Genomic DNA, 15,149 nt, shown 5'->3' with positions numbered 1-15,149 from the left:
CGTGGTGCGGGGTGGGCCTCTACGAGACCCCGAGCTGCCCGGACAGGACCATGACGGCCGCGCCGCGCAGGACGATGTCCTGCCCGTGTGCCGTCATCCGGAGCCTCAGATCGCGGTGGTGTTCCGCCATGGTCCGGTTCCGGAGCGTCTCGACGGCCGCCTCGAGCAACGGTCCGTCAAGCAGTTCCGTCGGTCCGCTGAGCACGACCTCGGAGAGGTTCAGCGCACCGACGACGGGGGCGAGCACGATGCCGAGACGACGGCCGGCCTCCCGCAGGGTCTCTTCGCGAGCGGATGCCGCGGCATCCGTCGTGCCGAGCCGTTCGAGCTCGGCGGTGAGCCGGGGCACGGCGAGCCACGACTCGAGGCATCCGTGCTTGCCGCACGCACAGCGCGGCCCGCCGTCGGTGCCGACGACGACGTGGCCGATCTCGCCCGCGGCGGAGCCGGCGCCGAGCACAGGGCGGCCGCCGACGATGAGGCCGGCGCCGACACCGTGGCCCACCTTCACGAGGATGAGGTCGCCGGGCGCGGTCGCGTGCTCGGCGAGCACGGCGACGTTGGCGTCGTTGGCGACGTGCACGGGCAGGTGGAAGGCGGCGGTCAGCCGCTCCTGCAGCGGCAGGTCGGTCCAGCCGAGGTTCGGCGCGGAGCGGACCACGCCGTTCGGCTCGACGACACCGGGCGAGCCGACGCCGATGCCGAGCACGCGCGCGGTCGTCAGGGCGAGGAGCCCGTCGAGGAGTTCGACGATGAGCTCGACCGCGCGCTCGCCGGTCGCGCCGTCGAGCGCGACCTCGGCGCGCGCGACGATGCCGCCGTCGAGGTCGAGCACGGCGCCCCGGAAGCGGGTGTGCTCGGAGAGGTCGAGGGCCACCACGTGGAACCCGGCCCGGTCGACGTCGATGAGGGTCGCGGGCTTGCCCGGGCGGGCGTCCTCGCGCTGGCCCAGCTCGACGACGAGCCCCTCGGCGATGAGTTCGGCGACGAGGTCGGAGACCGTGACGCGCGTGAGGCGGGTCTCGCGGGCGACATCGGCCCGGCTCTGCGCGCCCTGGGTGTACAGCGTCTGGAGCACGAGCGAGCGGTTGTGGCTGCGGGCGTGCTCGGGGAGCACCTTGCCGGACGCCCGGAGCGCCCGGCCCGCGAACAGCGGAGCGGTCGCGCTCGTGGCAGGCGCCTGGGGCTGCTGGGCCGGGGTGGTCTCCGTTGCGGTCACGTTTGTTAGTAAACCTTACGAACAAACTCCGGCGCAAGAGGTCGTTACCCGTCCGTGACCTCGTTCCCGCAGGCGCAGGTGTCAGCGGGCGGTCGCGCCGACCCGGGCCGCCGCCGCCACCGTCGACGCCGCATCGCGCCGGCCGCCGATGGCGCGGAGCGCCGCGAGGATCGCCGCGAGGTCGACGAACTCCTGCAGCAGGGCGCCCGCGGTCGCGGGGATGTAGCCGAACGCCGCGACCACCATCAGTCCCACGCTCACCACGATGCCGAGCCAGATGCTCTGCAGGGCGATGCGCACGGTGTCGCGCCCGATCTCGACGGCCTTCGCCGTCCGTGAGACGTCGTCGACGAGGATCACGGCATCGGCGGACTCGCTCGCCGCCGTCGCGCCCCGCGCCCCCATCGCGAGGCCGACGTCGGCCGCCGCCAGCACCGGGGCGTCGTTCACGCCGTCGCCGACCATGATCACGGGCCGCTCGGTGATCGCGGCGACCTCCTGGACCTTGTCGGCCGGCAGGCACTCCGCCCGGACGCGCTCGATGCCGAGCTCGGCCGCGATGTGGTCGGCGGTCGCCTGCGCGTCACCGGTCAGCATCATCGTGTGGGTCACCCCGAGCGCCTCGAGCCGGGCCAGGGTCTCCCGTGCGTCGTCGCGGAGCCGGTCGCGCGCGAGCAGCGCGCCGGCGTACCGACCGTCGACGGCCACGTACACGGCGAGCTCGCCAGGCGCGATGGGCGTGCGCCGCGCCTCCGGCGCGTGCTCGAGCACGAACGCGAACTTGCCGACCACGACCTCGCGCCCCCGGATGCGGGCGACCACGCCGTTCGTCGCCGCCTCGCGTGCGGCATCCGCTTCGGACAGGCGGAGCCCGCGTTCGGTCGCCGCGTCGATCATCGAGGCCGCGAGCACGTGCGACGAGTACTGCTCGGCCGACGCGACGAGGGCGAGCAGCTCGTCGGCGTCGAAGCCCGCCTCGGGTCTCACGGCGACGAGCTCCGGCGACCCGTGCGTCAGGGTGCCGGTCTTGTCGAACACGGCCGTGCGAGCGTGCGCCAACTGCTCGAGCACGCCCCCGCCCTTGACGATCACGCCGTTCCGGGCCGCGCGGCTCATCCCGCCCATGAACGCCACGGGGGCGGCGATGAGCAGCGGGCAGGGCGTCGCGAGCACGAGCACCTCGGCGAAGCGCACCGGGTCGCCCGACGCCCACCAGGCGACGCCCGCGAGGAGCAGGGAGAACGCCGTGAACGGCACCGCGTAGCGGTCGGCGAGGCGCACCACCGGGGCCTTGCTCGCGGCCGCCTCGGCGACGAGCGCCACGATCTGCTGGTACTGGCTGTCGGCGGCCCGGGCGGTCGCCGTCATCTGCACGGCGGCGTGCCCGTTCACCGACCCGCTCAGCAGGTCGTCGCCGGCCCGCTTCTCGACGGGCAGGCTCTCGCCCGTGATCGAGGACTCGTCGACCGCGGTCTCGGCCGAGCGCAGCGTGCCGTCGACCGGCACGATCTCGCTCGGGCGCACGAGCAGCACGTCCCCCGGCCGCACCTCGTCGATGGGCACGTCGACGAAGTGGTCGTCGACGACCCGGTGCGCGCGCTGCGGCGCCCGCGCGAGCAGCGCGTCGAGCTCGCGCTTGGCGCGGCGGCCCGCGTAGTCCTCGAGCGCCTCGCCGCCCGTGAGCATGAGCACGACGATGAGGGCGGCGACGTACTCCCCCACCACGACCGTCGCGATGATCGCCGTGACCGCGAGCACGTCGAGGCCCCAGTGGCCGCGGAGCAGGTCGCGGACCATGCCGACGGCCTGCCACGCCGCGATCGTGAGCGCGTAGCCGCTGAAGACCCAGGCGACCAGCCAGCCGGCCCCGGCGAGCGCGAGCATCGCGCCGACGAGCCCGATCGCGACGGTGAGCGCGACGACCGGGTAGCGACGAACGAGGCGGATGCCGCTGGCCATGCCCTCCATCCTCGCCGATCGCGCCGATGCGCGAGGCCCGGGCGTGCGCGCGCCGGAGACGGCGAAGGGGCCGGATGCCGCGGCATCCGACCCCTTCGATGAGCGTGCTGCTCAGGTCGCGCTCGCTGCGGCCACGCGGCCGCCCCGGTCGGCTGGGACCGCGGATCCCACTCCGAGCAGCGCCAGGCCGACGTTCGCGAACGTCTCGGCATACCCGGGATGCGCCCAGCCTTCGGGAAGGACGAACATGAGCACCGCGGCGGGAAGCGTCAGTGTCAACAGGAAGGCCGAAGGAGACCGGTCATGCTGGATGAGCAGCGTGAGCCCCAACACTCCGGGCAAGAGCAGCATCGCGAAGAAGCCGACGGTGACGACGACGGCGAGCGCGCCGTCCGGACCCGGTCCGAGCAGCCCGGCCGCCATGCCGAGCGCCATCAGTCCGTACGCGACGACCAGGGCCCAGCGCAGGATCTGACGCCACGGATGCCCGGCGAAGAGCGGGCCGGCGACGAGGACCAGCACCGCGACCAGTAGGGCGTAGCAGGCGATGTGCACGACGTCGCCAAGGGCCTCGACGACCGGAACGGCGCTCCCGTCGGCGAAGATCGAGTCGTCGCCGGTGAGCCCGCGGGTCATGGCGTCGGTGAGCGCGATCGCCGAAGTCGCGATCGCTGCCGCGAGGGCGGCGATGGTGAGGCGGGACATGAGAACTCCTTCGTCGTCGTTCGATGCGGCGGAGCGCCGTCACTGCCGATGCTCACCCGCGCGCGCCGTGTCCGCATCGGCCCGGAGTCCCTCGCCCACTCGGCAATCTCGAGGATGACCGTTCGTTCCCGCGGACGGTGCGGGCTCGTCCGCGAGGAGGATGCGGCGCCGACGCCCCGCCGCTACGTTTCGTGCGTGGGAGCGCGCATCACTTCGTATGCGGTCGTCGTCGGCATCGCCATCGTCGCAGCCGTCGTGACCGTCGCCGGCATGTACGGCGGGGAGCTGCCGGTGCCCGACGTCGCGTTCCTCTCCACCCTGTTCGCCCTGCTCGGCGTCGCCGTTCGAGCCGCGTGGATCGGCTCGCAGTCGGCGCGTCGTGCCGCGCAGCATGCCCGCGCGACTGCGGCACGCACCGTTGAAGGAGCCGTCCGGACTGCGCTCCTCGAGGAACGGGCGAGAATGTCGGCGGACATCGATGCCGTGGTGCGGGGCGCCCTCGTCGCCATCCGCTCTCGTACCACCGCGATCGAGGAATACGCGTCCGGCACGACGCCGCCGGGAACGGGCTCACTCGAACCGAGGGACGCCGCGTCGTTCGACGGGCCCGCTGCGCTCCGGGAGATCCAGGACGCGGGGCGCCTGGCCACCGTGAAGCTGCGCGGGCTGCTGGACCTGCTGCGCTCGTCCTCCGGCGGGGACGTGGGCCCACCCGACGCAGTCCCGCAACCGACGGCGTCACCGCGGCCGCTCGGGTTGCCCGACCTCCTCCCTGGCCTCCTTGCCGTCACGGCCTGCGGCATCGAGGTGTGGCTCGCGATGGCAGAGGGTCGGCTCTCGCCCGTCGGCGCCGCCCTGAGCATCGTGACGGCCGCCGCGTCGGTCTGGTGGCGTCGCGATCCCGGAAGAACCCTGATGCTCCAAGCGCTCGCCGTCGGCGCGGGACTCCTGATCCGCGCGCCGGTCGAGCTCGGGTTGTGGTCGGTACTCGCCTTCGCCCTGCCCATGTGGCGAGTGATCGCCACCCCCGCCCAAGGCCCGTTCTCCCTGATCGGCCCGGTTGCGCTCGCGGCTGCGGCGTCGGCGTCGCAGTGGATCTTCTCGGAGGAGAACGTCGGCATCCTGGTCGTGGTCCTGGGCGCCGCGGCGGCGACCGGACTGGCGAGCCGCGCGTTCGACTCGCGCCGACGCCGCAGCGCCGAGCGTGCGACGGCGCGCGAAGCCGAACTCCGGCGGATGGCCGCCGAGGCCGTCCGGCACGATCGAATCGCCACGGCGCGGGAGCTCCACGACGCGATCTCCGGGACGATCGGGGTGATCGTGATGCAAGCCGGTGCCGCAGAACTGCGATGGGACACGGATCGTCCGGCCGCCCTCCGCTCGGTCGCCGTCATCAGCTCCTCCGCCGACCAGGCGGTGCGCGAGCTGGACGAGCTCGTTCCCCGCCTCGCCGACGCCGAACTCGGGGGGTCGATACTGCGGGGCCTGCGTGATCTGCCGGCCCTGGTCGAACGGATGGCCCGCGCCGGAGTGGAGCTCAGCGCCTCGTTGCCCGACCCGCTCCCGAGTGTCCCACCCCACATCGCCGCCACCGCCTACCGGATCGTCCAGGAGTGCGTCGCCAACGCCGCGCGCCATGCGCCGGGATCGCGCATCGACGTCCGCGTCACGATGGACGGCCGCACGGTCGACGTGTCTGTGGTCGATGACGGCCCCGTCACGACGGGAGCGACGCATTCCGGCTACGGGCTGCGGGGCCTCGCCGAGCGGGTCGCCGAGCTGGGCGGGGAGTTCGCCGCAGGCCCGGGGAGCACCGGCGGCTTCCGTGTCGAGGCTCGGCTTCCGATCGCGCGCAGGCAGGAGACGACCGCATGATCAGGGTGATCCTCGCGGACGACCACGAGCTGCTTCGGAGCGGGCTCGTCTCGATTCTGGAGAGCGAACCCGAGATCCGAGTGATAGCCGTCTGCGCGGACGGACCGTCGGCCGTGCGGGAGTCGGCGCGCCTTCGACCCGACCTCGTGCTCATGGACGTCGAGATGCCCGGGGGCGACGGCATCTCGGCGATTGCTCCGTTGCTCGAGGCCTCGCCGGAGACGAGGGTGATGGTGCTCACCCTGTTCGACCTCGACGAGTACGTCGCGGGTGCCCTGCGCGCGGGAGCGTCGGGATTCCTCATCAAGACCACGCCGCCGCGGGAGCTCATCGCGGCGGTGAAGACCTGCGCGGCCGGCGAAGCGACGTTCGGTCCGAGCGTGATGGCTCGGCTCGTCCAGAGCTACATCGAGCGCCCGGACCCGGCGAACGCGCCGGCAGGGGCGGCTGAGCTGACCTCGCGCGAGCTCGAGGTCCTCCGGCAGATGGCTCGAGGGCTGTCGAATGCCGAGATCGGCCGGGAGCTCCATCTCGCGGAGACCACGGTGAAGTCGCACGTCGCGCACGTGCTCCTGAAGCTGGGCGTCCGCGACCGCGTGCAGGCCGTGGTCGTCGCCCACACCACGGGGATGCTTGGCTGACCGCCGGATACGGCGAAGGGGCCGGATGCCGCGGCATCCGACCCCTTCGATGAGCGCGTTGCTCAGGCGGCGATTCGCGCCTTGAGGTTCGCGTCGATCGTGTCGAGGAACTGCTCGGTCGTCTGGTACTCCTGCTCGGGACCGACGAGGAGGGCGAGGTCCTTGGTCATCGCGCCGGACTCGACGGTCTCGATGACGACCTCCTCGAGGGTGCGCGAGAAGTCGATGAGCTCCTGGTTGCCGTCGAGCTTGCCGCGGTGCGCGAGGCCGCGCGTCCAGGCGAAGATCGAGGCGATCGGGTTCGTCGAGGTCGGCTTGCCCTGCTGGTGCTGGCGGTAGTGGCGCGTGACCGTGCCGTGCGCCGCCTCGGCCTCGACGATCCGGCCGTCGGGCGTGGTGAGCACCGAGGTCATGAGCCCAAGGGAGCCGAAGCCCTGCGCGACGGTGTCGGACTGCACGTCGCCGTCGTAGTTCTTGCAGGCCCAGACGTAGCCGCCCTCCCACTTGAGCGACGCCGCGACCATGTCGTCGATGAGGCGGTGCTCGTAGGTGATACCGGCCTCGTCGAACTTCTGCTTGAACTCGCTGTCGAACACCTCCTGGAAGATGTCCTTGAAGCGGCCGTCGTACGCCTTGAGGATGGTGTTCTTCGTCGACAGGTACACCGGGTAGTTGCGGGCCAGGCCGTAGTTCAGCGAGGCGCGCGCGAAGTCGCGGATCGACTCGTCGAGGTTGTACATGCCCATCGCGACGCCCGAGCCGGGCGCCTGGAAGACCTCGAACTGCTGCGGCTCCGAGCCGTCCTGCGGGGTGAAGGTCATCGTGAGCGTGCCGGGGCCGTCGAACTTGAAGTCGGTGGCGCGGTACTGGTCGCCGAACGCGTGGCGGCCGACGATGATCGGCTTGTTCCAGCCGGGCACGAGCCGCGGGATGTTGGAGATGATGATCGGCTCGCGGAAGATCACGCCGCCGAGGATGTTGCGGATCGTGCCGTTCGGCGACCGCCACATCTTCTTCAGGCCGAACTCCTCGACGCGCGCCTCGTCGGGCGTGATCGTCGCGCACTTCACGCCGACGCCGTGCTTCTTGATCGCGTTCGCCGCGTCGACCGTGATCTGGTCGTCGGTCTCATCGCGCTTCTGGATGGAGAGGTCGTAGTACTCGAGGTTCACGTCGAGGTACGGGTGGATGAGCTGGTCCTTGATGGCCTGCCAGATGATGCGGGTCATCTCGTCGCCGTCGAGTTCGACGACGGTGCCTTCGACCTTGATCTTCGACAAGGGGCGGTCTCCTTGGGATCTCGTGGGATTGCTTGGGAAGCGAGGAAGTCTCGGGGGTGTCCGACACGCCGCCTGAAAGCTTACCGCCTCGCCGGGATATCTCGACATCGAGACATCCGACCGCCTCATCGCGGCTACCCGGGGGAACGACGGCTCCGTTAGGCTGCGTTGCATGGCTGAACTGCGACTCGAAGAACTGAACGCGACGAACGTGGTGGCCGCGAACAACCTGTCGCTGAAGCCCGGGCAGGAGCAGTTCATCGCCCCCGTGACCTATGCCGCCGAGACCGCGGTCGTCAATCCCGCCACCGCGTGGCAGCGCGTCGCGCTGAACGGCGACAAGGTCGTCGGTTTCATCCACGGCAACTTCGACCCCGAGAACGAGCACGAGGAGTTCCGCGCCTGCATCTGGCGGATCAACGTCGACGCCGAGGCGCAGGGCAAGGGCGTCGGGCGCTTCCTCGCGCACGCGCTGGCCGAGGAGGCCAAGCGCCGCGGCTTCGACCACATCACCGTGCTGTGGGAGCCGGGCGAGGAAGGACCGGGCGAGTTCTTCCACCGCATCGGCTTCCGCGACGTGGGCGAGACCCAGTACGGCGACATCATCGGATCACTCCAGCTCGCGAGCTGACGGGCGCGGGTCGGGTCGACGGATGCCGCGCACCGGCGAGGGTTTCGTCGAGGCCGTGCTCGCCGTGGTCGGCGACATCCCGCCCGGCCGGGTCATGACGTACGGCGACGTCGCCGCGACGCTCGGCTCGCGCGGGGCGCGCGCCGTCGGGCAGGTGATGGCCAGGTACGGCGGTTCCGTGCCGTGGTGGCGGGTGATCCGTGCCGGGGGCCGCCCGCCCGCGGGCAAGGGCGACGTCGCCCGACCGCACTACGAGGCCGAGGGCGTGCCGCTCCGACCCGTCGACGACGAGGACGGCTACCGCATCGACCTCGCCGCCTGCCGCTGGCACGGCTGAGCCGCCCCGGCGCGACGCTAGACGTCGAGCGGCGTGCCCACTCCCCCGGCCGGCACTCCAGCCGCACCGGGTGCGCCGGGTACCGGATCGGACGCCTCCGCGGCGACGAGCAGCGCGGCCCCCGATGCGGCGTGCGCGTCCGTGGTGGGCGGGTGCAGCGGCATCCGCACCGTCACCGTGGTGCCCGACCCGGGCGGGCTCACGAGCTCGAGTTCGCCGCCGACGGCCTCGATGCGGTCCGCGATGCCGAGCACGCCCGTGCCCGCGTCGAGGGATGCGCCGCCGACGCCGTTGTCGCGGATCTCGATCACGACCGTCTCGCCCTCGACGTGGGCGCGCACCCAGGCGCGGGTCGCCTGCGAGTGCTTCGCCACGTTGGCGAGCGACTCGGCGATGGCGAAGTACGCGGTCGACTCCACGAGCTCGGGCAGTCGCCCCTCGGCCTGCACGTCGACCTCGACCGGCACGGGACAGCGCCCGGCGAGCTCCGGCACGGCGAGCGCGAGCCCGCCTTGCGAGAGGAGGCTCGGGTGGATGCCGTGGGCGAGCTCGCGGAGCTCCTTCAGGCCCTGGTTCAGTGTCGCGATGGCGTCCTCGAGCTCGGACGCCAGTTCGTGCTGCCCGGCCGAGCGCGCGGTGTTCGCCGCGAGGCGGAGGTTCATCCCGAGCGACACGAGCTGCTGCTGCGCGCCGTCGTGCAGGTCGCGCTCGATGCGCCGCCGCGCCTCGTCGCCGGCCTCGACGATGCGCTGGCGCGACTGGCGGACCTGCTCGAGGGTGCGTTCGAGGTCCGAGCGCAACCGGCCGTTGTCGACCGAGAGCCGCAACGCGCTCGACACCCCGTCGAGCAGCCGCATGTTGTCGGTGAGCACCCGGTCGTGGCGGATCAGCGCGATCGGCAGGCCGGACGGCGAGGCGACCGGCAGGATGCTGTGGCCGCGCCCCGCCTCCTGCGAGTCGATGAGGCGGCCCGCCGCGTCGACGTACCGTCCGCGTTCCTCGTCCCACCAGTAGACGCGCACGCTGTCGTCGCGCAGCGTGCGCGCGAGCGACTCCGCCCAGAGGCCGCGGTCGGCGCCCTCGCGGGTGATGCGCATGAGGTCGGCGACCCGGGCGCGCATGTTGCGGGTGTGCGCGATGCCGGCGACGAAGGTGACCGGCACGGCCGCCATCGCGAGCAGCGCCACCGTGTCGATGACCATGCCGGTCGAGGTGGAGGTGATGTATCCGGTCGCCTGCACGGCGATCGCGAGCGCCCAGGCCAGCAGCGAGACCGGCATGAGGAACGCGACCGCGCGCGCCGGCACGCTGCCGCGGATCCACCGCACGAGCAGGCGCCCGGCGATGACGAGCGCGAGGCCGACGCCGACCACGCGGTAGCCGTAGTCGAGGATGGCGAACAGCAGCGGCGCGTCGGCGATGCGGTACGGGTTGGGCACGCAGTCGCACGGGGCCGACTCGGGCCCGGCGAGGGCGAGCACCGCCATGAGGTTGACGACGGATGCCACCACCGCCGTCGTGGCGATGACGCGATCGAAGCGGTCGGCGAGCCAGCCGCGCGGGTACACGAGCACGAGCAGGCCCGAGACCACCGCCCAGACGAGGTCGATGCCGCGCACGATCGGCCAGAGCCATCCGATGCCGGCGATCACCTGGAAGATGGACTGCGGGATCCACAGGACCACGAACGCGACCATGAGTCGTGCGGGCACGGCGTTCGGCCCGATCGCCCACGCGATGGCCGCGCACGCGGCGAACACGATGGGGACGGTGGCGTGGAGGGTGACGTAGGCGACCTCCGTGCGGTCCGCCTCGGGCGTCGCGAGGAAGCCCGCGGTCTCCATCCACAGGCTGAAGGCCACGGCGCCCACGATGATCGCGGTGCGCAGCAGCACGCGGCGGCGGTCTCCGTGCGCCATCACGGGCGCCTCACCCCCTAGCGTTCGCCGAGGAGCGTCAGCACCGCGAGCACGCGGCGGTGGTGCTCCGGCGACTCCTCGAGGTCGAGCTTCTGCAGGATGCTGCGCACATGGGTCTCGACCGTCTTCAGGCCGAGGAACAGCGTCTGGGCGATGCCGCCGTTGGAGTAGCCCTGCGCCATGAGCTCGAGCACCGACCGCTCGCGCTCGGTGAGCCGCGCCAGCGGGTCGTCGGCGCGCGTGCGCTTGACGAGCTGCTCGACGACCTCGGGGTCGACGACGGACCCGCCCGAGGCGACGGTCTCGACCGCGCGCACGAGCGTCTGCGGCTCGGACACGCGCTCCTTGAGCAGGTACCCGGTGCCGCTGCCCGCGCCCATGACGCGCAGCGCGTACTCGGGCGTGGCGTACATCGACAGCAGCAGCACGCCCAGGTCGTCGCCCCGCTCGCGGATGCGCTCGAGCGCGACGATGCCCTCGTCGCGGTGCGTCGGCGGCATGCGGATGTCGAGGATCGCCGCGTCGAGGTCGTCGCCGTCGAGCACGGTGAGCAGCTCGTCGGCGGTGCCGACGCTCGCCACGACCTCGATGCCGCCGCCCTGGAGCACCTTCGCGATGCCCTCGCGCAGCAGCAGCGCGTCATCCGCGATCGCCACCCGAAGGGTTCGCTGTTCTCCGGACTGCTCCATTCCACCTCCCGCTCGAAGGCGTGCGACAGCCGTCGACGTCGATGCGCCGCCCACCGCGAGGCTACCGCGTGCCCGGTGCGCACCGCGCCGTCCCCGTTCAGGGGGCAAGCGGCGCACACGGCGAGCCCGGCGTGCATCGCGGGTCGGGGTCGTGCCACGCTGGGATCCGCCGCGCAGCCCGCCCACCGCGCGCGGCATCGACGGCGCCTGCGGCGCCCGAGCCCCGAGGAGCGACGCCATGGTCCCGAACGATGCCGATCCCACCCGTGCCGGGGGCGTGACGATGTCGGACCGCGCCGTCGAGCTCGTCGTGGTGCGGCCGCACGAACGCGTGGAGGCGGTGGCGCTCGGGCGGCACGCCGTCCCGTCGTTCAACCGCACCATGCGGATCGCGCTCGCCATGCGCGGCGGGGTGAGCCTCGCCGTGTGGATCGGCGGCGCCGTGGCCGAGCTCGACCTGATCCGCCGCATCCGCCTCTTCGACACCGAGCGCGGCACCCTCGCGCTCGTGCCGGAGCCGGCGGGCCGCCCGCTCACGCCGCCCATGCTGGCCCGCCTCCAGGCGTACGCCGAGATGCTCGACGCGGCCGGGTACGACCGGGTCGAGTTCGACCTGCTCGCGGGGGCGAGCGCCGGCGGGCTCAACGCGGTCGTGTACTCGGTCGCGCAGCGCGCGGGCACGGGCCTCGACCGGCTCCTCGACACCTGGGCCAAGGTCGGCGGCTTCTGGGGGCTGCTGCACCCTCCGGGCGCGGGCGGGATCGTGGCGCTCATGCAGGGCGAGGGCTACTTCCGGCCCAAGGTGCTCGAGGCGCTGACGACGATCTACGACACCGACGAGCGGCATCCCGACCTGGTCTCGCCCTACACGGGCGTGGACCTGTCGGCGACCGTGATCGACGCCGACGACGCCTACGAGGAGGACGCCAACGAGGGACGCGGGCACTTCCGGTTCATCGGCAGCGACGAGCACCTCCTCGACAACCGGATCCCCCGCAAGGAGGACGGCATCGACGAGACCCGGCTCGGCGACGATCGGGCGAGCCTGCATCGACTGGCCCTCGCCGCGCGTTCCACGTCGTCGCTCGCGGGCGGGTTCGAGCCGGCCCACGTCGATTCGTGGGGCGGCACGGCGGGCCAACCGGATGACGCGGCCGAGCGCGGCATGCGCTTCGCCTTCGCCGCGCATCGCGAGCAGTCCGGCACGCCGTACCGCATCGTCGACGGCGCGGTGTTCGACAACGTGCCCATCGAGCGCGCCCTGCGCTCGGCGCGCCTGCGCGTCTCGGAGCGTCGTGCCGACCGGGTCATGCTCTTCCTCGATCCCGAGCCCGACCCGCCCGTGGGCCGCGAGACCGAGTGGGACGCGAACGCGTCGCGGTTCTTCCGCGCCCTGCGGGCCATGGTGTCGAAGCAGATGCGCAGCGAGTCGGTCGCGCGGGAGGTCGCGGAGCTCGAGCGCTTCAACGCGCAGCGGCTCGTCGCCGCCGCGCGCCTCGACGGCACGGCACCGCTCGTGGCGAGCGCGGAGTGGACCCCCGAGGCCGTGCAGGCGCGCAGGTCCGCCTACGTCCGGGCGCTCTCGGCCGACCTGGCCGACCACCTCGCGGAGACCATCGCCGCGCCGAGCCTGTGGCAGCTGGCGTCCACGCTGCCGACGCGCCGTCGGTACCGGCCGATCCCGCGCAGCCGGCTCGCCGCACTCGGCCCGGCCCTGCGGCAGCGCTTCGCCGCCCTCGGCGTCGCGGACACGGCCAAGGTCGCCCGGTCGCCGCTCGCGCTGGCCGACGCCGCCAACTGCGTGCTCGGCTGGGCGCGCGCGCTCGAGTCGATGCCCGCACGCCCCGGCTCGCGGCAGGCGATCGAGCTGGGGTCGGTCCGAACCGCCGCCTACGGTGCACTGGAGCAGGCGACGCAGTGGCGCGACGAGCTCGCCGCCCGGGTCGTGGGTCTCGCGGAGGAGGCGGCCGCCGAACGCCGACCTCCGACCTCCGACGAGCTCGACGAGTGGGTCGACGCCTGGCTCACGGCATCCGGCCGGATCCGCACGGCCGAGCAGTGGGAGGCGCTCGACCGGGCGGTCGCCCTGCTCGGCCTGACCAGCACGCGGGTCGAGCGCGAGGCCGAGCGCGGCGAACGCCGGCTCTCGCCCACGTGGACGGGCTCCGCGTGGCGGCCCCTCGCCTCGACGAAGACCTTGGCCGCCGAGCACCTCCCGCCCCTGTACCACGCTGCGGGCATCCCCGCGGCGCTGTCGCACGTGCGCTACTGGGCGATCGGCGTCGACGAGGCCCCCGCCGACCCGGGCGACTTCGCGGCGCTCGAGGCCGATCGTCGGTACGCCGTCCTCGGCCGGGCGCTGCGCGACCCGGCGCGCAGCGTGGAGGCGATCGCGTCCGAGGTCCGCTCCGAGGCCGAGCATCCGCTCATCGACCGGCAGACGAAGCTCGCGGGATACGGCTTCGGGAACTTCTTCGGGTTCCTCTCGCGCGACTGGCGCGTGAACGACTGGTGGTGGGGTCGCCTGGACGCCGCGGCAGGCCTCGCGCGCTTCTTCGATTCCCTCGCTCGAGGGCGGGTGCGGACGGATGCCGCGGTGCGGCTGCTGCAGGGCGCGGTCCTCGAGGAGGCCGCCGAGCCCGCGTACGCGACGACGGGGCTGTCGCCGTACGACCCGGTGTCGCCGACGCCGTCCTCGAGCGGGGCAGGCACGGCGGACGCGGCGCCGGCGTCGTCCGGGAAGGCCGCCGCGCTCCCCGCCGACCCGAGGGCGCTGCGCGCACGCCTGCGGGCCGGCACCGACACCGTCCTGAACCTGCCGCCCGCGTACCGGTTCGCGATCGCGTCGCGAACGGTCCGCCTCCTCGACCGGGTGCTCGTCCAGCCCGTCGGGCGGGCGTGGCGGATCTTCGCCTGGACGGTGCTCGCCGTGCTCCGCCCCCTGCTCGTCGCGCTGCCCGCCGTCGCCGACCCGCCCCGCCTCGCGCTCGTCGCGGGGTTCGTGGCCGCCGTCGCCTGGCCGCTGACGTGGGAGTCGATCGACGCCGTGCAGCCCGGATGGGCCATCGTGGCCGCGCTCGTCGCCGCGATCGCGATCGCGTCGACCTGGGGTGGTGCGGTCGCCGTCCAGCGTCGATGGCACGACGTGGCGCAGGCCCTCGGCGGGTCGCTCGGCGACGAGGTCGAGGCGGCGCGTCGCGTCGCGCGACGGCGCGCGTACGTCATGGCCGGGGTGGCCACGGCGAGCGTCGTGCCGCTCGTGATCGCCCTGCTGCAGAGCAACTTCCTGCTGATCCTGCTCTGCATCGGGGTCACGGTGGTCCTCGGCGCGGTCGCTCGGCGCTTGGCGTCGTCGGCTCGCCGCGAGCCGATCCCCGGCCGCGACGCCCGGACGATCGCCATGGTCGCCGTGTTCGGGCTGTTCGGGGGCGTGCTCCCGCTCGTCCAGCTCTGGCTCGACCTCGCCGACGCGCTTCCGGTGTGGCTCGCGCCGGAGGGGTCGTGGAACCTCCCGGTCCTCGCCGTCGGGGCCGGCGCCGTCACGGTCGCACTCACGTGGGGCTGGCTGCGCGTCGGGCGGAATCTCGCCGAGATCCGCGGGACGCGGCTGGTGAACTGGCTCACGGTCACCGTGGCCGCCGTCGGCAGCGCCGTGGTGGCCTACTGGGTGGCGTCGACGTACGCCACGGCGGGCGCCGCCGACCTGCTGGCCGACACGGTCGCTGCGGCCGTCTTCATCGTCGTCTGGGCGAACGTGCTCTGGTGGCTTCCGGAGGCCGTGCGCGAGGCGCCCCCGGTCGAGGACGCCGTGCAGCGGGCCCCGCTTTCGCCGGACCGCTGATCTCAGGGGCCGCCCCGACGGATCCGAGGGGCGACTCCGGATCCGGCACGACA

The 15,149-nt window shown here is 73.0% G+C and carries 11 protein-coding genes; 5 read left to right on the top strand and 6 right to left on the bottom strand.

All coding sequences use genetic code 11. The annotated features are described in order from the left end of the window. Nucleotides 1-19: 19 nt before the first annotated feature. From M1L56_RS10490 to M1L56_RS10480, 3 genes are all read right to left on the bottom strand, one after another. Nucleotides 20-1,153, bottom strand: a complete 1,134-nt coding sequence (locus M1L56_RS10490; RefSeq protein WP_067945107.1) for an ROK family transcriptional regulator — start codon at nucleotides 1,151-1,153, stop codon at nucleotides 20-22. 147 nt (nucleotides 1,154-1,300) lie between these two features. Beyond that, the gene (locus M1L56_RS10485; RefSeq protein ID WP_248599193.1) at nucleotides 1,301-3,178 is read right to left on the bottom strand and encodes a heavy metal translocating P-type ATPase; all 1,878 of its coding nucleotides are present in this window, start codon (nucleotides 3,176-3,178) and stop codon (nucleotides 1,301-1,303) included. 111 nt (nucleotides 3,179-3,289) lie between these two features. After that, nucleotides 3,290-3,883 (bottom strand): hypothetical protein, encoded by a 594-nt coding sequence (locus M1L56_RS10480; RefSeq protein ID WP_248599192.1) that lies wholly within the window; start codon nucleotides 3,881-3,883, stop codon nucleotides 3,290-3,292. Nucleotides 3,884-4,078: 195 nt separating this feature from the next. Between M1L56_RS10480 and M1L56_RS16110 the strand changes: the two genes are divergently transcribed. Both M1L56_RS16110 and M1L56_RS10470 read left to right on the top strand, forming a co-directional pair. Beyond that, nucleotides 4,079-5,758 carry an ATP-binding protein gene (locus M1L56_RS16110; protein ID WP_248599191.1) on the top strand — a complete coding sequence of 560 codons (1,680 nt, stop codon included), beginning with the start codon at nucleotides 4,079-4,081 and terminating at the stop codon, nucleotides 5,756-5,758. Continuing rightward, a complete protein-coding gene (locus M1L56_RS10470) occupies nucleotides 5,755-6,399 on the top strand; it encodes a response regulator transcription factor (RefSeq protein ID WP_248599190.1) in 645 nt (214 codons plus the stop codon). Before M1L56_RS16110 ends, M1L56_RS10470 begins: the two co-directional genes overlap by 4 nt. 62 nt (nucleotides 6,400-6,461) lie before the next feature. On the opposite strand, the gene M1L56_RS10465 is transcribed toward M1L56_RS10470, so the two are convergent. Beyond that, nucleotides 6,462-7,679 (bottom strand): NADP-dependent isocitrate dehydrogenase, encoded by a 1,218-nt coding sequence (locus tag M1L56_RS10465; protein ID WP_067945071.1) that lies wholly within the window; start codon nucleotides 7,677-7,679, stop codon nucleotides 6,462-6,464. A gap of 172 nt (nucleotides 7,680-7,851) precedes the next feature. Here M1L56_RS10465 and M1L56_RS10460 point away from each other — a divergent pair, with 172 nt between their 5' ends. Both M1L56_RS10460 and M1L56_RS10455 read left to right on the top strand, forming a co-directional pair. Further along, the gene (locus tag M1L56_RS10460) at nucleotides 7,852-8,310 is read left to right on the top strand and encodes a GNAT family N-acetyltransferase (protein ID WP_067945069.1); all 459 of its coding nucleotides are present in this window, start codon (nucleotides 7,852-7,854) and stop codon (nucleotides 8,308-8,310) included. A gap of 22 nt (nucleotides 8,311-8,332) precedes the next feature. Next, the gene (locus M1L56_RS10455; RefSeq protein ID WP_067945068.1) at nucleotides 8,333-8,647 is read left to right on the top strand and encodes an MGMT family protein; all 315 of its coding nucleotides are present in this window, start codon (nucleotides 8,333-8,335) and stop codon (nucleotides 8,645-8,647) included. A gap of 17 nt (nucleotides 8,648-8,664) precedes the next feature. Here the strand turns inward: M1L56_RS10455 and M1L56_RS10450 are convergent, their stop codons facing one another. Together M1L56_RS10450 and M1L56_RS10445 are read right to left on the bottom strand one after the other, a co-directional pair. Then, a complete protein-coding gene (locus M1L56_RS10450) occupies nucleotides 8,665-10,566 on the bottom strand; it encodes a histidine kinase (RefSeq protein ID WP_248599189.1) in 1,902 nt (633 codons plus the stop codon). Between the two features lie 17 nt (nucleotides 10,567-10,583). Further along, a complete protein-coding gene (locus tag M1L56_RS10445) occupies nucleotides 10,584-11,255 on the bottom strand; it encodes a response regulator transcription factor (RefSeq protein ID WP_248599188.1) in 672 nt (223 codons plus the stop codon). Nucleotides 11,256-11,493: 238 nt separating this feature from the next. Here M1L56_RS10445 and M1L56_RS10440 point away from each other — a divergent pair, with 238 nt between their 5' ends. Beyond that, the gene (locus M1L56_RS10440; RefSeq protein WP_248599187.1) at nucleotides 11,494-15,096 is read left to right on the top strand and encodes a DUF3376 domain-containing protein; all 3,603 of its coding nucleotides are present in this window, start codon (nucleotides 11,494-11,496) and stop codon (nucleotides 15,094-15,096) included. Nucleotides 15,097-15,149: the final 53 nt, after the last annotated feature.

The organism is Agromyces sp. C10 (genome assembly GCF_023217995.1).
GTDB classification, from domain to species: domain Bacteria; phylum Actinomycetota; class Actinomycetes; order Actinomycetales; family Microbacteriaceae; genus Agromyces; species Agromyces indicus.
The sequence above is the reverse complement of the archived record's forward strand: the minus strand, read 5'-3'. Positions and strand labels throughout refer to the sequence as shown.